This is a genomic window from Chryseobacterium panacisoli (assembly GCF_008274625.1).
In the GTDB taxonomy this organism is placed as follows: Bacteria; Bacteroidota; Bacteroidia; order Flavobacteriales; family Weeksellaceae; genus Chryseobacterium; species Chryseobacterium panacisoli.
This window is the reverse complement of the sequence record NZ_VTRU01000001.1, coordinates 444,005-461,175: the sequence shown is the minus strand read 5'-3', so window position 1 is coordinate 461,175 and position 17,171 is coordinate 444,005. Positions and strand designations below refer to the sequence as shown.

Annotated in this window: 19 protein-coding genes and 1 other RNA gene; 18 read left to right on the top strand and 2 right to left on the bottom strand. The window is 36.0% G+C overall.

Annotated elements, in window-relative coordinates; translation table 11 throughout:
- Window positions 1-27: 27 nt before the first annotated feature.
- The 5 genes from FW781_RS02175 to FW781_RS02155 all read left to right on the top strand — a co-directional run bounded on the left by FW781_RS02175 (window position 28) and on the right by FW781_RS02155 (window position 4,394).
- Window positions 28-1,062 (top strand): tetratricopeptide repeat protein, encoded by a 1,035-nt coding sequence (locus FW781_RS02175; protein ID WP_149385920.1) that lies wholly within the window; start codon window positions 28-30, stop codon window positions 1,060-1,062.
- Window positions 1,063-1,284: 222 nt separating this feature from the next.
- Entirely contained in the window at window positions 1,285-2,121 is an 837-nt protein-coding gene (locus FW781_RS02170; RefSeq protein ID WP_047429929.1) for a 1,4-dihydroxy-2-naphthoyl-CoA synthase, read from the top strand.
- Window positions 2,122-2,195: 74 nt separating this feature from the next.
- Window positions 2,196-3,125: a 1,4-dihydroxy-2-naphthoate octaprenyltransferase gene (gene menA, locus FW781_RS02165; RefSeq protein ID WP_149385919.1), complete on the top strand. Its 930-nt coding sequence runs from the start codon at window positions 2,196-2,198 to the stop codon at window positions 3,123-3,125.
- A 17-nt stretch (window positions 3,126-3,142) separates the two neighbouring features.
- A complete protein-coding gene (locus FW781_RS02160; RefSeq protein ID WP_149385918.1) occupies window positions 3,143-3,589 on the top strand; it encodes an SRPBCC family protein in 447 nt (148 codons plus the stop codon).
- Between the two features lie 118 nt (window positions 3,590-3,707).
- Window positions 3,708-4,394 (top strand): metal-dependent hydrolase, encoded by a 687-nt coding sequence (locus tag FW781_RS02155; RefSeq protein ID WP_149385917.1) that lies wholly within the window; start codon window positions 3,708-3,710, stop codon window positions 4,392-4,394.
- A gap of 116 nt (window positions 4,395-4,510) precedes the next feature.
- Here FW781_RS02155 and ffs read toward each other — a convergent pair.
- Window positions 4,511-4,608: signal recognition particle sRNA small type (ffs, locus tag FW781_RS02150), an RNA gene on the bottom strand.
- A 132-nt stretch (window positions 4,609-4,740) separates the two neighbouring features.
- Here ffs and FW781_RS02145 point away from each other — a divergent pair.
- From FW781_RS02145 to FW781_RS02090, 12 genes are all read left to right on the top strand, one after another.
- Entirely contained in the window at window positions 4,741-5,343 is a 603-nt protein-coding gene (locus FW781_RS02145; RefSeq protein ID WP_149385916.1) for a DUF4199 domain-containing protein, read from the top strand.
- 16 nt (window positions 5,344-5,359) lie between these two features.
- Window positions 5,360-6,310 (top strand): glycosyltransferase family 2 protein, encoded by a 951-nt coding sequence (locus tag FW781_RS02140; RefSeq protein ID WP_149385915.1) that lies wholly within the window; start codon window positions 5,360-5,362, stop codon window positions 6,308-6,310.
- Window positions 6,311-6,590: 280 nt separating this feature from the next.
- Complete coding sequence (locus tag FW781_RS02135; RefSeq protein WP_149385914.1) at window positions 6,591-6,980, top strand: lipocalin family protein; 390 nt, start codon at window positions 6,591-6,593, stop codon at window positions 6,978-6,980.
- Window positions 6,981-7,169: 189 nt separating this feature from the next.
- Window positions 7,170-7,871, top strand: a complete 702-nt coding sequence (locus tag FW781_RS02130) for a GIN domain-containing protein (protein WP_149385913.1) — start codon at window positions 7,170-7,172, stop codon at window positions 7,869-7,871.
- A gap of 64 nt (window positions 7,872-7,935) precedes the next feature.
- The gene (locus FW781_RS02125; protein WP_149385912.1) at window positions 7,936-9,651 is read left to right on the top strand and encodes a phospho-sugar mutase; all 1,716 of its coding nucleotides are present in this window, start codon (window positions 7,936-7,938) and stop codon (window positions 9,649-9,651) included.
- A 16-nt stretch (window positions 9,652-9,667) separates the two neighbouring features.
- Window positions 9,668-10,579, top strand: coding sequence for a tol-pal system YbgF family protein (locus tag FW781_RS02120; protein ID WP_149385911.1), 912 nt, complete (start codon window positions 9,668-9,670; stop codon window positions 10,577-10,579).
- A 22-nt stretch (window positions 10,580-10,601) separates the two neighbouring features.
- The gene (locus FW781_RS02115) at window positions 10,602-11,855 is read left to right on the top strand and encodes a pyridoxal phosphate-dependent aminotransferase (protein ID WP_149385910.1); all 1,254 of its coding nucleotides are present in this window, start codon (window positions 10,602-10,604) and stop codon (window positions 11,853-11,855) included.
- A 256-nt stretch (window positions 11,856-12,111) separates the two neighbouring features.
- On the top strand, window positions 12,112-13,098 hold the full coding sequence (locus FW781_RS02110) for a phosphatase PAP2 family protein (RefSeq protein WP_149385909.1): 987 nt from the start codon (window positions 12,112-12,114) through the stop codon (window positions 13,096-13,098).
- A 138-nt stretch (window positions 13,099-13,236) separates the two neighbouring features.
- Window positions 13,237-13,959, top strand: a complete 723-nt coding sequence (gene kdsB / locus FW781_RS02105) for a 3-deoxy-manno-octulosonate cytidylyltransferase (protein ID WP_149385908.1) — start codon at window positions 13,237-13,239, stop codon at window positions 13,957-13,959.
- A gap of 98 nt (window positions 13,960-14,057) precedes the next feature.
- Window positions 14,058-14,720 (top strand): outer membrane lipoprotein-sorting protein, encoded by a 663-nt coding sequence (locus FW781_RS02100; RefSeq protein ID WP_149385907.1) that lies wholly within the window; start codon window positions 14,058-14,060, stop codon window positions 14,718-14,720.
- A gap of 35 nt (window positions 14,721-14,755) precedes the next feature.
- A complete protein-coding gene (locus FW781_RS02095) occupies window positions 14,756-15,331 on the top strand; it encodes a glutathione peroxidase (protein WP_149385906.1) in 576 nt (191 codons plus the stop codon).
- Between the two features lie 77 nt (window positions 15,332-15,408).
- Window positions 15,409-15,924: a VOC family protein gene (locus FW781_RS02090; protein WP_317133397.1), complete on the top strand. Its 516-nt coding sequence runs from the start codon at window positions 15,409-15,411 to the stop codon at window positions 15,922-15,924.
- 97 nt (window positions 15,925-16,021) lie between these two features.
- On the opposite strand, the gene FW781_RS02085 is transcribed toward FW781_RS02090, so the two are convergent.
- Window positions 16,022-16,678, bottom strand: coding sequence for an NAD(P)H-binding protein (locus FW781_RS02085; RefSeq protein ID WP_149385905.1), 657 nt, complete (start codon window positions 16,676-16,678; stop codon window positions 16,022-16,024).
- A 119-nt stretch (window positions 16,679-16,797) separates the two neighbouring features.
- On the opposite strand from FW781_RS02085, the gene FW781_RS02080 reads away from it, so the two are divergent.
- On the top strand, window positions 16,798-17,151 hold the full coding sequence (locus FW781_RS02080; RefSeq protein WP_149385904.1) for an MmcQ/YjbR family DNA-binding protein: 354 nt from the start codon (window positions 16,798-16,800) through the stop codon (window positions 17,149-17,151).
- The last annotated feature ends 20 nt before the right edge of the window (window positions 17,152-17,171 follow it).

Here is a 17,171-nt window from a genome sequence, read left to right as displayed (position 1 = left end):
GTACAATATAAATATAAAATAGTTATTATGAAGAAACTAATTTTAGGAATGGCTATCGTAGCGTCTGCTTTTGCTTTCGGACAAAAAAAAGATGCAGCTGCTTTGAATGCTCAACTTCAGGAAGCTAATAAAGTTGCTATGGATGCATATAATGCAAAAAATTATGCAGCTGCAGCACCTAAGTTTATAGAAGTTTATGACCTATTGAAGGCTAATGGACAGGACAACAAAATATATATGTATTATGCTGGACTTAGTCATGCCTTAGCAAATAACAGTGATCAGTCTATCAAAATATATACAGATCTTGTTAATTCCGGATTTACAGGAGTAGAAACTACTTATACTGCAAAAGAGAAGAAAACAGGACAGGTAGTGAATCTTGATAAAGCAACTTGGGAGCTTATGAAGAAGAACTCTGACTACAGTGATTTTAAAACGGAACAGACAAAAAGTATAGAGTCTGATTTATATGAAACTCTGTCTTCATTGCTTCTTAATGCAAAAAGCCCGGAGGCTCTTACGATTATTGAAAAAGGATTAGCAAAGTTCCCGAATAATGCTAAACTTAAAGAAGCTCAGTCTACAGCATATCTTCAGTCAGGAAACACAGATAAATTCGTTTCAGGATTAAAAGAACAATTGGCTAAGAACCCTAATGATGCAACAAACTGGTATAACCTTGGGGTGATGCAGGCTAAAAATCCGGCTACTGTTAATGATGCTTTAGAAGCGTTTAAAAAAGCAATTGAACTTAAGCCTGATTTCTCTGACGCCTATCAGAACTTAGTGTATACAACTATTGGTGATGATGCTAAAGTAGTAGGAGAGATCAATGCATTGAGAAAAGATAAACCGGATGAAGCTTCTAAACTGATTGATGCAAGAAGAGAAAGATTTGGAAAAGCATTGCCATATGCTGAAGGATGGTATAAAGCAAATCCAAAAAGCATTGATGCCGTTTCTACATTAAAGGAAATTTACATGGTAACTAAAAATATGGATAAAGTTAAAGAAATGAAAGCTAAAGAAGCTGAGCTTAGTGCAGCAGCAACAAAGTAATCATTTGATAACCCAACTATAATAAGCCGGAACAGCAATGTTCCGGCTTTTGTTTTTTTAAGAAAACAGAGTCCTTTGCTCATTCTGAAAAACGCATCCTTACCCAATATCTACAAGCAGAAATTTTGAATGAAAAATTTCTGTTCTTTATTGAAATGATGGGTGAATTTCACACAGAGAATTTCTCTGTAATTCCGTATCTTTGAGAAAAATTTTTATAAGATGATCGAGTGGAAAACCGCCAAGGAATACGAAGATATTACCTATAAAAAATCTAACGGAGTAGCAAGAATTGCTTTCAACAGACCAGAGGTACGTAACGCCTTCAGGCCAAAAACAACTTCAGAATTATACGATGCTTTTTATGATGCCTATGAAGACCCTTCAATAGGAGTGGTACTGCTTTCGGGAGAAGGACCAAGCCCAAAGGACGGTGGATGGGCCTTTTGTAGTGGAGGAGATCAAAAAGCAAGAGGACATCAGGGATATGTAGGAGAAGACGGAAGACACCGTCTGAACATCCTTGAAGTTCAGCGTCTGATCCGTTTCATGCCTAAAGTGGTTATCGCGGTTGTTCCAGGATGGGCCGTTGGCGGAGGACACTCACTTCATGTTGTATGTGATTTAACGTTGGCAAGCGAAGAACATGCTATTTTCAAGCAGACAGATGCTGATGTTACAAGCTTTGACGGTGGTTACGGTTCTGCTTACCTTGCTAAAATGGTAGGACAGAAAAAAGCACGTGAAATTTTCTTTTTAGGAAGAAACTATTCCGCTCAGGAAGCTTTCGAAATGGGAATGGTAAATAAAGTAGTTCCACATGCTGAATTGGAAGATACAGCCTACGAATGGGCTCAGGAAATTTTAGGAAAATCTCCAATGTCCATTAGAATGTTGAAGTTTGCAATGAACCTTACTGATGACGGAATGGTTGGTCAGCAGGTATTTGCGGGAGAAGCCACTCGTTTAGCATATATGACGGAAGAGGCTCAGGAAGGAAGAAATGCTTTCCTTGAAAAAAGAAAGCCCAACTTCGGAGAAGATCAATGGATATCATAACATTAGTGATGAGTAATAAGTAATGAACAATATTTCTCATTACTTATTACCCATTGCTCATTACTTATAAATTTATGACGGATTGGATAAAAGCCGCAAGGCTAAGAACTTTACCGCTTTCCTTAAGCGGGATTATTATGGGAGCCTTCATTGCAAAATGGAGACTTTACGGAGAAGGCGGAACCTGGGACTGGAAGATTCTGGCGCTTGCTCTTTTGGTAACGCTTTTATACCAGATTTTATCAAATTATGCCAATGACTATGGTGATGGAGTAAAAGGTACCGATGCCAAAAGAATCAATGAAGCTGAAGCAAGAGCGGTAGCATCAGGAAAAATTACCGCTAAACAGATGAGAAATGCAGTGATTCTTTTCGCGGCACTATCTTTCATTGCAACTGTTGCTTTGCTGTATGTGGCTTTCATTCCAGACTATATGAATGAATTCTATATCTTCATAGGACTGGGAGTAGCAAGTATTTTGGCAGCTATCGGGTATACAGTAGGTAAAAAACCTTACGGATACATGGGATTGGGAGACATCTTTGTGTTTATTTTCTTTGGATTGGTTTCTGTATGCGGAAGTTATTTCCTCTTCACAAAAACATTCAGCTGGGATATGTTATTACCTGGAACAGCTGTCGGAATGATGAGTATGGCAGTTCTTAACCTGAATAACATGAGAGATATTGAAAGCGACAAACTATCCGGAAAAAACAGCTTTGCATTGAGAATAGGATTCAAAAATGCAATGATCTATGAAATGGTGCTGTTACAGCTTCCGTTACTGCTTATTCTTATGTTTTTAGGAATAAACGGATTTATGCAGGGACAAAATTACTACGTTTTCATCGTAATGATTCTGTTGTTCCCATTATCCAAACTGAGAAGGAAGATTTTATCCGTAAAAGAACCGAAAGAATTAGACCAGTATCTGAAACAGGTCGGGATTATGACTTTTGTAATGGCAATTCTTACGGCAGCCGGATTGAATTTATTTAACTAAATCTAAAATATTACATCATGAATTCTAATGCCTATGTTGAAGCTCAAATGCTTATCAGAAAACCGGTTGAAGATGTTTTTGAAGCATTTATCAACCCTGAAATAACCACTAATTTCTGGTTCACAAAATCTACCGGAAAATTAGAAGAAGGTAAAACAGTTACCTGGGAATGGGAAATGTACGGTGTGAAAAACGTAGTAAATGTACATCAGATCATTCCGAATCAGCTGATCAAGACAGAGTGGGGAGAACCTTCAGTAAATGTAGACTATGAATTCAAAACCATGGAAAAAGGAACTCTTGTTATTATTAAGAGCTATGGATTCAGCCAGACCGGTGAAGATCTGTTAAAAGAAATTAATGACAATACAGGAGGTTTCACGACGGTTTTAGACGGGTGTAAAGCGTATCTGGAACATGGGATTAATCTAAAACTGATTGAAGATAAATTCCCACAGAAATAATAAATTAAAGAAAACACGAATGGCACGAATGCTTTCACAAATGTCACTACTCTCATAGTGCTGTTTGTGAAATTATTTGAGTCATTTGTGTTTAATAATAATTGAAACTAAATTTAAAATGAAAATACAATTCTTAGGGCAAAATTGTTTCCTGTTCACGTACAAGGACAAAACGATTTTGAGTGACCCTTTTTACAATTACAAAAAAGCAGAATCAGGTTTTGATATCTCTGCTCAAAAAATTGATTACATCCTGCTGACTCATGCACATGGTGATCATATTGCCGATGTAGCAGAAGTATTGCAGCATTATCCGGAAGCGACCATTATTGGAGTACCAGAAGTATGTGGTTACTTCCAACAAGCTAAAAATAGAGATGATGTGAACTTAGGAGGATCGGCAAAAATCGATGATCTTAAAATTTCCATGGTTCCGGCTCACCATACAAGTTCTTTTCCTGATGGAAGCTATGGAGGCGTTCCTGTAGGGTATATCTTCAGACTTCCTGAAGGTAAGAATGTTTATTTGGCAGGAGATACAGGAGTAATGGCAGATATGGAGCTATTCCCGAGATTATACGGAAACATTGATCTTTCTATCCTTCCAATCGGTAGCCATTATACAATGTGCCCTAAAAAAGCTTCTTTTGCCGCAGCAGAGCTGTTAAAAACACCGAAAGTAATCGGATGTCACTTTGATACTTTCCCTGCCATTGAGATCAATCATGAAAGTGCATTGCAACATTTTGCAGATAAAAATGTAGAGCTTGTTTTACCAAAACTAGGCGAAACGTTTGAATTTTAATCAATAACTGAACCGGAGGTAATCTGAAAATTAGAAAAATGAAAATGATGCATATAGTATTAAAAACAAAAAAAGATAATTATCAAATTACCTCTCTTCTTACTTTAAACCAAAAAAAATGGCAAGCTACCTAAATCACACCGCTACGACCGATTACCTTTGCTGCGTTCCCACCCTGGAGGATTCTCAGGAGCTGGTTGTTTAGGACTTGCCGTTGCAAAGGTAGGAATATTTTATAAACTTCAAAACTTTATTAAAGAAAATTAGTTGAAAAAATGCAGTGGTAAAGCTAAATGCCTGACATTTAGAGGGAAAATTTTCAACTTTTTTTTCTAAAAATTTAAATATGACGAAAAGTCCATCAACACTAGGAATTATACTTTTTATCGCTACAATGATCGTTTTCTTTGTAGTGTACACTTTTTTCTCAGGAATCAATTATTTTGATATCTCTTTGAAAGCCAATGCTTTTGTTTTGCCTCTTCTCTATGCAGGGGCTGCTTTCTGGTCTGTAAAATCTTACTGGAACAACCATAAAGTTGTAAAATTCAAAGAAGCTTTCAAAAGAGCATTTGTTCCGATGTTTGTCGGAGGAATTCTTTCCATCTTCAGTATTTATGCCTTTTTAAACTTTGTAGATCCGGCGGCCAAAAAGCTGCTGAATTATCAATATGTTCAGAGACAAAAATCAGAGTTGGATACCGAATATACCTCTGCAAGAAAGATTCTGAAACATCAGAAAGATATTGATGAGCTGGATCAGAAGTACACAGAAAGGTTGCAAAGCTTCACTCCGGAAGCGGTTAAAGGAAAAGATATGCTTACCGCAAGTCATTTTTCAGGATACTTTGCAGCAATTCTTATATTTTACGTAGTTTTGTCGGTGTTTTTCGGAGCGTTTTTCCGAACAAGAACGATACATCAGCCCGAAGAAACAAATCAAGCCTAATTTTTATTAAATTTAAATGAATTTATCTATAGTTATTCCGTTACTGAACGAAGAAGACTCTCTGGAAGAGCTTTTTTCAAGAATTGATAAAGTATGCACAACCAATGATTTATCTTATGAGATCTGGTTTGTAGACGATGGAAGTACGGATTTGTCGTGGAGTATTATTGAGAATATGAAAGTTCAGCATCCTCAGATCCACGCTATTAAATTTTCCAGAAATTATGGAAAATCTCAGGCCCTTCATGCTGCCTTTGAAAGAACAAACGGAGATGTGGTTATTACCATGGATGCAGATTTACAGGATTTTCCTGAAGAAATTCCGGAACTGTACAATATGGTGATCCATGATAATTATGATATCGTTTCCGGTTGGAAAAAGAAGCGTTTTGATAATGTAATGACGAAAAATATTCCGTCAAAACTCTTCAATGCAGCGGCAAGAAAAGTTTCAGGAGTTTATCTTCATGACTTCAACTGTGGCCTGAAAGCTTACAAAAGACAGGTGGTAAAATCCGTAGATGTATACGGAGATATGCACCGTTATATTCCGGTACTTGCTGCCAACGCAGGTTTCAGAAGGATCACGGAAAAAGAAGTACAGCATCAGGCAAGACCTTACGGAACTTCAAAATTCGGTACGGAAAGATTTGTAAGAGGTTTTCTGGATTTGATAACCCTTTGGTTTGTAAGTCGTTTCGGAGGAAGACCAATGCATTTCTTCGGAGCAGTAGGAACTTTAATGTTTATTGTTGGTTTTCTTTCAGCACTTTGGCTGGGAATTTCAAAACTGATTGATGTTGCAAGAGGAATTTATGGACATTTAATTACGAATAATCCCTGGTTTTTTATTGCTTTGACAATGATGATTTTGGGAAGTCTTTTATTTGTAGCGGGATTCTTAGGAGAAATGATTATCAGAACAAACCGTGAGCACAAGAATTATAATATTGATGAAGTGATATAATTTAAACACTAATGGCGCAAATGTTTCACAAATGACACTATTGGTGTTTGTGATATTAGTATAAAATTAATGTTATTAGTGGTTTTAGTTTAAACACAATGACGCAAATATTTCACAAATGATACTATTAGTGTTTGTGATATTAGTGTATAAAATTAGTGTACTTAGTGGTTTTAGCTAACTGCTAATACACCACAATTAATTATAAAAATTCATCTTAATAAATAAAAGCACTCTAAACAGGGTGCTTTTTGTAATTTTATAAAAACTTTTAACCTTCATGTTTAAACTTAAGTCCATTCTTTTTTATTTTCTTTTACTTTTTGCAGCTTCCTGCTCATCCAACAAACTTATAGGTTCCTGGGAATTTATTGATATCTATGATGGAGAGATCCGCCAGGCAGATTCATTGAAAGCGAAGACAAACAATTCCAGATACGGAACAGGAATTCTTACTTTTTATCAGGATAAAACTTTCAGTTCGATGGGGAATAGCGGGACTTATCAAATTAAAAATAATCTTTTAAAGATGAAATACTCGGATGCTGAAAACACAGTATCAATGAAGATTTCTAATGTAAGTAAATATGACCTGCTTTTATTTTCAATGAGCGGAAGTCCTAAAACCTGGTTTTACAAAAAAGTTAAAGAAAGAAAAAATAAGAAATAGTCTTTTTCCGGAAGGTAGAAAATTGAAAATTATCAGGTATTTTATTGTCAAAAGACAAAGATTTTTAGAAATTTTAATCCTATTTTTGTTCAAAAGAATATTGAAAGTCCTCTGAGAGACATGAAAAACCTTTTATAGATTTTCAGTAAAGATTGTTATGGTTATAATATAGAATATTTAAAATTAAATATGAAAAAAGTTGTATACACATTGATGCTGATGGCAGTAGTTTCCTGTGGAAAAGTTTCTCCGAAAGGGAATATTGAAAAGAAGGATGTGGATGTTCCCGAGTTCGTAAACCTTGATCTGGAAGGGAAATTCCGTGTATTTTATGCCAAAGGACCTAAGAATTTTGTAGAAATAGAAACCTATCCGAATGTTGCAGGCAATCTGGATGTGGATGTAAAAGACAAAACACTTTTCATTAAAGAAAAAAGAGGTACCAAAGGAGTTGATTTTTATAACGTAACGATTTATTCAAAATATAACCTGGAAAAAGTAGCTGTTTCTGATTCTGTGGAAGTGAATATTTCAAGTGAAATCAAAACTGACAATTTCAGACTTACCATGAAAAATAATGCAAGCTTTATGGGGTCTGTCAACACCAGAAGAGCAGAGGTGGAAATGCATAACAGAAGCCGTGCAAATTTTTTAGGATTAACAAAAGAAGCAGTTGTAAAAATCTCAGATACAGCAAGTTTGATTGCTCCGTATTGGAAAATCACCAATCTGAATATCGATTCTAAAAATGGAAATTATGCAGAAGTAAATGTGAAAGATTCCTTGAAAGGAAATATTCAGAACACTGCAAAATTTGTCTATTATAATGATCCAATCAGAGCGTTCAAAATTGATAAAACGACAAAAGTCGAAAACAAAAAGCTGGATTAAAAACAGCATTATTTAAACTAGAAACTAGGAACTTTACAAACTATAAAAGAACAACAATACAAATATGAATACACTAGAAAAAGCGAAACTTTGGTTAAGTGATACCTTCGATAAAGAAACGAGAGATGCTGTACAGGCTTTGATCGACAGCAATTCCCCCGATCTGGAAGATTCTTTCTACAGAGAACTGGAATTCGGTACAGGAGGAATGCGTGGAATAATGGGAGTAGGAACCAACCGCTTGAATAAATATACATTGGGACAGGCTACTCAGGGACTGGCAAATTATATGCTGCAACAGTTCAAGGGTGAAGAAATTAAAGTGGCCATTGCTTATGATGTTCGTCATAACTCAAAAGAATTCGGAAAACTGGTAGCAGATGTTTTAACGGCAAACGGAATTAAGGTATTGCTTTTCAAAGATCACAGACCCACTCCTGAACTTTCTTTCACCGTTCGTGATAAAAAATGTAACGGAGGAATTGTACTGACAGCTTCTCACAACCCGCCGGAATATAATGGTTACAAGGTATACTGGAATGACGGAGCACAGATTGTTCCGCCTAATGATGAAGCCATTATCAACGAAGTATATTCTGTAAAATTTGAAGAAATTAAATTTAACGGAAATGATGATCTGATCGAGTGGATCGGAGAGGAGCAGGATGATGTATATATCGATGCCTGTATTGAAAACTCTACCTATCAGAATGTTGGAAAAGAAAATTTAAATATAGTTTTCACCTCTATCCACGGAACTACCTATACTACGATTCCTAAAGCGTTAGAAAAAGCAGGATTCAAAAAAATAGATCTTGTGAGAGAACAAATGATCCCAAGCGGAAATTTCCCTACTGTAGACTCTCCAAACCCGGAAGAGCCTGCAGCATTGGAAATGGCAATGGATCTGGCAAGAATTACCAATGCTGATATCGTTATCGGAACAGATCCGGATGGGGATAGATTAGGTATTGCAGTAAGAAACCTTGAGGGTGAAATGCAATTACTGAACGGTAACCAAACCAATACCATCCTTACATATTACATTCTGAATGAATGGAGAAAACAGGGAAGAATTACAGGAAAAGAATTTATAGGTTCTACGATTGTAACTTCAGATATCTTCTTTGATATTGCTCAAAAATTCGGAGTTGAGTGTAAAGTAGGTCTTACCGGATTCAAATGGATCGGAAAAATGATCCGTGAAGCAGAAGGAACACAGAAATTTGTATGCGGTGGTGAAGAAAGTTTCGGATTTATGACCGGAGATTTCGTTCGTGACAAAGACTCTTGTGGAAGTATTCTTGTAGCCTGCGAAATTGCTGCATGGTGTAAAGCCAACGGAAAAACAATGTATCAGTACATGATCGAGATTTATGAAGATCTTGGAATGTATTATGAAGGATTAATCAACATTGTAAGAAAAGGAAAAGAAGGCGCTGAAGAGATTGAAAATATGATGAAAAACTTCCGTGAAAATCCTCCAAAAGAACTGGCGGGATCATTAGTGGAAGAAGTCAAGGATTTCAAAGAACAAACAAGGCTTACCATTTCTACCAACGAGAAAAAAGTAATGAATGATATTCCAAAGTCTAACGTATTGATCTATTACACACAGGATGGAACAAAAGTTTGCGTAAGACCTTCAGGAACAGAACCTAAAATTAAGTTTTATGTTTCTGTAAAAGATTCTGTTACTTCAGAAGCAGATTTCAAAGATAAATTACAATCATTGGAAGCTAAAATTGGAGCTGTTAAAACAGATTTGAATCTGGATTAATTATCTTAAACAGCTGATGATCAAAAAAATAATAGCAGTATGCTTACTGTCTGCAGCCGTAGTTTCCTGTAAAAAGGAAACTGCAGTTTCAGATACAAAACCGAAAAATGACACGATTGCGGTAACAGGAACCAAAGAAGATCAGTACAAACCGATAGATACAGCATGTTCTCCCTCTTATAAAACTGAGGATCACATCACATCCCTTCAGTGGTACCAGACAAAAATCGAAAAAGAACTGGCTGGAAACAGTCCGGAACAGAATGACAAAGTATACGAAGATTATTTAAAAATAAGAGGAAAGTATACAGAATGTCTGATGGGCCTCCATGCTGATGTTTTAGATAAATACGTGAATTATTATAATTACGATAAGGATCAGTATAATCTTCCGGATAACGTTAAAAAAATAGCCTCAGAACTCAAGAAAGCAAATCTTGAATTCAGGGAAGTAGGGGAAGGAATGACCGAAATATGGACTGTTCCCGGATATTATTCTTCTCTTTTTAAGAATAAAGTGACTCAGGATTATGATGTCTATATTTCACAAACTGATAAAGAAAGTGAAACCAATTATGCAGCAGATGCAGGATTGATGATTACCTGGGAACAATTGGGTGACAGACTGATATTCTGGGAAAATTTTATGAACAAATATCCTGACAGCAAGCTGATAAAGAGGGTAAAACAGGATTATCAATACTATCTGTCTGATTATCTTTTAGGAATGGATAATACTCCTACTTATGAAAGAGATCACGACAAAGGAACAGGAAAACTAAACGATGAAAACAGAGCGGAATTCAACAGGATTATCAAAAAATATCCAAATTCCGGTACAGCAAAAAAAGCAAAAGAAATAATCCTTCTTTTTGATGCGCAAATGCCCGTAGATCAGATAGATGAGAAGATCAATGGAGAACGATAATATAAATTTAAAATAAGAAAAAGTGAAAGTTTCAAAATTAGCAGCGAACCTGATCGGTTCTGAAATTGTAAAAATTGGTAACGAAGTAAATGACCTAAAAGCAAAAGGAGCGGAAATTGCCAATCTTACTATTGGTGATCTGAATTCTAATATCTATCCTATCCCGGCATTGCTGAAGGAGGAAATTCAGAAAGCATATCAGAATAATCTGACGAATTATCCGCCTGCAAACGGACTTTTATCTTTAAGAAAAGAAGTTTCCAAAGACCTTAAAAAAAGATGGAACCTGGATTATTCTCCAGAGGATATTCTGATCACTGCAGGATCAAGACCTTTGATCTATGCGGTATACAAAACCATCGTAGACGAAGGAGATAAAGTAGTTTATCCTACACCATCATGGAACAACAATCACTATGCTTACCTTACTTCTGCCAATGCTGTAGAAGTAAAAACAAAACCTGAAACTAACTTTCTTCCGACAGCAGATGATCTAAGACCTCACCTGGATGGAGCTGTATTATTAGCACTTTGCTCACCATTGAACCCTACAGGAACAATGTTTACAAAAGAGCAGCTTTCAGAAATCTGTGAATTGGTAATCGCTGAAAACAAAAAAAGAGGGGCAGACGAAAAACCGTTATACTTAATGTATGATCAGATCTATTCTTGTCTTACTTTTGGTGCTGAACATGTAGATCCTGTTTCTCTTTTCCCTGAAATGAAAGATTATACAATCTATATCGACGGTATTTCAAAATGTCTTGCAGCAACAGGAGTACGTGTAGGATGGGGATTTGGCCCTGCTCATATTCTTGATAAAATGAAGGCGCTTCTTACGCATGTTGGAGCATGGGCACCAAAACCTGAGCAGGAGGCAACCGCTAAATTCTATGAAAATTCAGAAAATGTAGATGCTTTCGTTGACGATTTTAAAGCTAAACTTGAAGAAAGCTTAAAAGTTCTTCACAACGGAGTTCAGGATTTAAAAGCGAAAGGACTTACTGTTGACAGTATTGAACCAATGGGAGCGCTTTACCTTACTATTAAACTAGACTATATCGGAAAAACGAAACCGGATGGGGCTGTGATTGAGAACTCTTCAGACCTGGTATTTTACCTGATCAATGAAGCGGGAGTGGCTTTAGTACCATTCTCAGCCTTCGGAGAAGACAAATCTGAACCTTGGTTCCGTGCTTCTGTAGGAGGATTGGCTACAGATGAGATCAAAGTAATGCTTCCAAAACTGGAAAGTGCTTTGAACAATTTAAAGTAACCTTTACATAAAAATATATGCTTCGACTCTGTCCGGCATGACATTATTAAAATCAAATATATATTAATCGTGTCAGGCTGAGCAGAGTCGAAGCTTTTTAAATGCAACATGAAGCTTCCTCGAAAATGATATATTACATTAGTTTAAAAAATTAAATAAATATTAAAAGTTAGGCAGCCACATTGTACAACACTCATCTAGGAATTACCTTTGAGACTTTTACACACCTGAATATAATAAAGTCGAAAATTGTACGATGAAAAAACTGAGATTTCTACTCTTACCAGTTTCAATACTGGTATGCTCACAAGAGGTTGACACACTGAAAATAAAAGAACTGCCCAAGGAATCTGAGCTTTCAAAAGTACAGACTTACACTTTGAAAGACGGTTCTGTCAGAACTTACCCCAAGCCCAAATTATTGGATTTTGTAACGAAATTACCCAGAAACTTTATCAATACAAATAAAGATTTTGTTGCCAAAGATCATGCTTATTATCTTGGAGGGGCCGTTGCAGCTACTCTGATTCTCTTGCCATTTGATCAGAAACTGATTGACAATTCCAGAGAGTTGGGAGAAAGATGGGGAATGGATAAAGATAATAACTACAACAAAATAGGAGGTGTTTTTAAAATTCCGAAAGATATTGGCTCTACCTTATATCTGATAGGAAACGGTTCCACACTGGTCTTACTGGGCATTGGTTTTGGAACGTATGGTTTGATTAAAAATGATTACAGGGCACAGGCTACAGCCAGTGGTTTGATGGAAAGTTTAATTCTTTCCGGAGTTTTCACCCAAACCATTAAAAGAATTACCGGAAGAGAAAGCCCTTTTATTGCAGAGATCAACGGAAATAACGGAGGGGCATGGAATCCTTTTCCAAGCTTTTCAGCATTCAGCAAGAATACCTCGAATTATGATGCAATGCCGTCCGGACACTTAACAACCTTTATGGCCGGAATTACCGTGATTGCAGATAATTATCCGGATGCAGTATGGATAAAACCGGTAGGATACACCTTAGCAGGAGCTTTATGCTTTCAGATGATGCAAAGTAAGGTACACTGGGCTTCAGACTATCCGCTGGCACTATTAATGGGATATTTTATTGGAAAAACAATATCAAAAAGCCGGTATACTTCATCAGAGGGAACCATCGGAAAAACAAAATATAATCTCAATTTTACAGCATCCCGCCAATGGGAGTATAATATGGTAGGTGTAAAACTCTCTTTTTAAGCTGCCGAAATCTCTGTTTTGTAGAGTAAATAAGATACTTTTCACTACATTTGGTCTCAATATAAAAGGAATATTACAGCTTTTGAAAATGCTGAAATGAAACCTGTTGAATTAAAGAAAATTACTAATTTTTACTGAATGAAAATAATCGCTGTCATCCCTGCACGTTACGAAGCAAGCCGCTTTCCAGGGAAACTAATGCAGATTTTAGGAGAAAAAACCGTTATCACCACCACTTATCAGAACGTAGTGGAAACCGGGCTGTTCGATGAAGTATTCGTAGCAACAGACTCTGAAATTATTTTGGAGGAAATCGTGAAAAATGGTGGAAAAGCCGTTATGACAGGACAGCACGAGACTGGAAGCGACCGTATTGCCGAAGCTGTACAGAATATAGACTGTGACATCGTGATCAATGTTCAGGGGGATGAACCTTTCCTTAAGCTGGAACCTTTACAGCAGCTGATTGAAGTCTTTAAACATGATGATCAGCAGGAAATTTCTTTAGCTTCCTTAAAAATACAGCTACATGAAAAAGAAGAGGTCGAAAACCCGAATAATGTAAAGGTTATTACAGATAATAATAATTTTGCGCTGTATTTCAGCCGTTCCGTAATTCCTTTTCACAGGGAAGTTTCCTATGATATAAGCTATTTTAAACATATTGGGGTATATGCGTTCAGGAAAGAAGCACTGTTGCAGTTTTCAAAACTGGAAATGAAACCATTGGAAATATCCGAAAAAATTGAATGTATCCGTTACCTTGAATACGGAATGAAGATCAAAATGATAGAAACCAATTTTGTAGGAGTAGGCATTGATACACCGGAAGATCTGGAAAAAGCCAGAAAGCTGATTTAAAAAATGTTGGTGCAAAAAAGCAAATTTGGAGATTCGCTCTTTCTCCTTTTTGCAATTTCATATAAATCCCCCTATATTTGAATTTATAAATAAAATTAATGAAGAAGTTACTATTAGTATTTGGATTGATATTTTCGCATATGACATTTGCGCAGACCGCAAAGGAAATTATAGACAAAAACATTGAATTATCCGGAGGGTTAACCAATTGGAAACTTTTAAATTCAGTATTGCTTCAGGGAAAAGTAGTACTGGGAATCAAAGATGAATATCCGATAAAAATCTATCAGCAGCGTCCAAATCTTACTAAAACATTGATTACTACCGGCGGGAAAGAAACTGCCATTGAAGGTTTTGACGGTACCAAGGGATATGCAATGAACTATGCCGCCAATAAACTTCAGGAATACCCTGAATATGTACCGGAAAGTTTTGATAACGACTTCATTGACTGGGAAAATAAAGGTTTTGATGCCAGATACCTTGGAAAAGAAAAAGTAGGAGATATCTACTGTCATAAGGTGGAGCTTACCAAAAATGTGAATAAGAATATGTATTATTTTGATACGAAGACTTATATGCTTTTAAAAGAAGTGAAAAAAGATGAAACGCTGATATATTCTGACTATAAAAAAGTAGGAAATATTATTATGCCTTTCAGAATTGAATCTTCCAGTACCAAAAAAGACGGAGATTATGTGATGTTACTGAACAAAGTAGAAATCAACAAAGTTTTTCCGGCTAACATTTTTAAGTTTTAATTCAACTGCAGCCCGGCTGCATAAAATGATAAAAAATGAAAAATATTTTTTTACTGCTGCTTTCTTGTATAGCATTCCTGCAAAGCTGCACCAATCAAAAAAATGAAATTTCTAAAGCCAAAACCATTGAACTTATGGGAAAAACAATATATGACTTCAAAGTAGAAAGTCTTGACGGGAAAGAAATCAATTTTGCAGATTTCAAAGGAAAGAAAATCCTTATTGTCAATACCGCTTCAGAATGTGGATTTACACCTCAGTATGCTGATCTTGAGAAAGTATATGAGGAATATAAAGATAAACTGGTTGTAGTAGGGTTTCCTGCCAATAATTTTGGAGGACAGGAGCCTGGAACCAATACCGAAATTGGCGCTTTCTGCCAGAAAAATTACGGAGTGACATTCCCTTTGGCCGCTAAAGTCTCTGTGAAAGGAGATGATACCGCTCCCATCTTCAAGTATTTAACAGAACAGGAATTAAACGGAGTAAAAAACACAACCATTCTTTGGAACTTTACCAAATTCCTGGTTGATGAAAACGGAAAGCTGATTGATTCTTTTGTAAGTACTACAAAGCCTACTGATGAGGCGATTACAAAATATCTGAAATAAAAAGAAAAAAAGTATATTTTTACAAGTGGGTGTTTACATCCACTTTTTTTATTTTTACAAACAAACAATGATTTCTTATGAAAAAAATAATTTTTACCCTTTCTATTCTGGCTGCCTTTATGTCAGGATTTGCTTTTAAAGCCGTTACAGAAAATAAATCTGATGAAACGAAAAGAGTAACCGGTATCGGCGGAATCTTTTTTAAATGTAAAGATCCTAAAAAGATGAGAGAATGGTATGAAAGCCATCTGGGGCTTGCGACCAATGAATACGGAGCTGTATTCGAGTGGTATCAGGGAGCAGATCAGTCTAAAAAAGGATTTAGCCAATGGAGTCCTTTCAGTGAAAAAACAAAATATTTTCAGCCTTCTGAAAAAGACTTTATGATCAATTACAGAGTTGAAAATCTTGAAAAACTGATCGAGCAGCTTAAAAAAGAAAATGTAACCGTTGTTGATAAGATGGAGACCTATGAATACGGGAAATTTGTCCATATTATGGATATAGAAGGAAACAAAATAGAACTTTGGGAACCTAATGATATTGAATATGAAAAGCTGGGGCAAAAAATGGGAAGTAAAACCACAAAGTAATTTTGTAATAGGTAGCAGGAGTTAGGGCTTAGGTTTTAGGAGATTAATAGCAAAGTCAAACCGCATTACCCCTAATCAAGTACCTTTAATTTTTTAATTATTCATTAGTCTTTTCCGCAAAACAGAAAATATTTCCAAGCTTTATACTGGAGTACCCGTTGCTTTTTATTTTTGAAGATTTGATCATTGCTTTTGCCAGAATATTGGTGGGGAGCGGTTTTTGGCTTTCCAATAACCCAAGTTTATTGGCAAACTTTATAATCCTGCTGCCAAGAACTTCTCCGGTTCTTTCAGAATTGGTTCGTTCAAGCATTCCCGGTTTGAAAATAGTGATCTTATTGAAATGCAGCTGCTTTACTGCTTCTTCCAGCTCACCTTTCATTTTGGAATAGAAAATTTTGGATTTCGGATTGGCACCATAGGCCGATACCAGGATATAATCTTCCACATCATTATCTTTTGCAGCTTTTGCAAATTCAAACTGATAATAAAAGTCTACTTTCTTCTGGGCTTCCTTACTTCCTGCATCCTTTAAAGTGGTTCCCAGACACGAAAATGCCACATCTCCATTCACCATATCTTTCCATTCTTCAGGTTTTTCAAAATTCACAATATGAACTTTAAGCTTTTCATCCTGAATATCAACCGGCTTTCTAACAAAAATATCTACTTCATCAAACTCTTTGTCATTCAATAGCTGATTAACAAGGTCTTTTCCCGTGGCGCCTGTAGCACCTATTACCAGAGCTTTCATAATAATTGTGATTTTGTGAAATTATTTCTTTCTTAAATTTACTAAATTTGAACTAAAGATTAAAGAATTATATCATTTAATCATTACTAATTACTGATCACTCATTACTTATATCTGATATGGATGCCAACGAAATTTTAGATTATTGTCTTGCGAAAAAAGGAGTTACGGAAAGCTTTCCGTTTGATAATGAGACCCTTGTATTGAAAGTAGACACCAAAATGTTTTTACTGATGGGGCTTGAAAGACAACCCTTATCTATTAATGTAAAAACAGATCCCGAATGGAGTGCAGAGCTCCGCGAGCAGTATCCTCAGATCACAGGAGCTTATCATATGAATAAGACCCATTGGAATTCTGTAACAACAGATGGTTTGAAAAGAGATTTGATCTTTAAACTGATTGACCATTCCTATGATTTGGTTTTTAAGTCCCTGACAAAGAAGGCTCAGAATGCGGTAAATTCTTTATAAAAGAATAAAAATAATTTAAG

Excerpts from the sequence above, each read along its gene's own strand:
- FW781_RS02175 (WP_149385920.1), top strand. The coding sequence starts at position 28 with ATGAAGAAACTAATTTTAGGAATGGCTATCGTAGCGTCTGCTTTTGCT.
- FW781_RS02170 (WP_047429929.1), top strand. The coding sequence starts at position 1,285 with ATGATCGAGTGGAAAACCGCCAAGGAATACGAAGATATTACCTATAAA.
- menA (WP_149385919.1), top strand. The coding sequence starts at position 2,196 with ATGACGGATTGGATAAAAGCCGCAAGGCTAAGAACTTTACCGCTTTCC.
- FW781_RS02160 (WP_149385918.1), top strand. The coding sequence starts at position 3,143 with ATGAATTCTAATGCCTATGTTGAAGCTCAAATGCTTATCAGAAAACCG.
- FW781_RS02155 (WP_149385917.1), top strand. The coding sequence starts at position 3,708 with ATGAAAATACAATTCTTAGGGCAAAATTGTTTCCTGTTCACGTACAAG.
- FW781_RS02145 (WP_149385916.1), top strand. The coding sequence starts at position 4,741 with ATGACGAAAAGTCCATCAACACTAGGAATTATACTTTTTATCGCTACA.
- FW781_RS02140 (WP_149385915.1), top strand. The coding sequence starts at position 5,360 with ATGAATTTATCTATAGTTATTCCGTTACTGAACGAAGAAGACTCTCTG.
- FW781_RS02135 (WP_149385914.1), top strand. The coding sequence starts at position 6,591 with ATGTTTAAACTTAAGTCCATTCTTTTTTATTTTCTTTTACTTTTTGCA.
- FW781_RS02130 (WP_149385913.1), top strand. The coding sequence starts at position 7,170 with ATGAAAAAAGTTGTATACACATTGATGCTGATGGCAGTAGTTTCCTGT.
- FW781_RS02125 (WP_149385912.1), top strand. The coding sequence starts at position 7,936 with ATGAATACACTAGAAAAAGCGAAACTTTGGTTAAGTGATACCTTCGAT.
- FW781_RS02120 (WP_149385911.1), top strand. The coding sequence starts at position 9,668 with ATGATCAAAAAAATAATAGCAGTATGCTTACTGTCTGCAGCCGTAGTT.
- FW781_RS02110 (WP_149385909.1), top strand. The coding sequence starts at position 12,112 with ATGAAAAAACTGAGATTTCTACTCTTACCAGTTTCAATACTGGTATGC.
- kdsB (WP_149385908.1), top strand. The coding sequence starts at position 13,237 with ATGAAAATAATCGCTGTCATCCCTGCACGTTACGAAGCAAGCCGCTTT.
- FW781_RS02100 (WP_149385907.1), top strand. The coding sequence starts at position 14,058 with ATGAAGAAGTTACTATTAGTATTTGGATTGATATTTTCGCATATGACA.
- FW781_RS02095 (WP_149385906.1), top strand. The coding sequence starts at position 14,756 with ATGAAAAATATTTTTTTACTGCTGCTTTCTTGTATAGCATTCCTGCAA.
- FW781_RS02090 (WP_317133397.1), top strand. The coding sequence starts at position 15,409 with ATGAAAAAAATAATTTTTACCCTTTCTATTCTGGCTGCCTTTATGTCA.
- FW781_RS02085 (WP_149385905.1), bottom strand. The coding sequence starts at position 16,678 with ATGAAAGCTCTGGTAATAGGTGCTACAGGCGCCACGGGAAAAGACCTT.
- FW781_RS02080 (WP_149385904.1), top strand. The coding sequence starts at position 16,798 with ATGGATGCCAACGAAATTTTAGATTATTGTCTTGCGAAAAAAGGAGTT.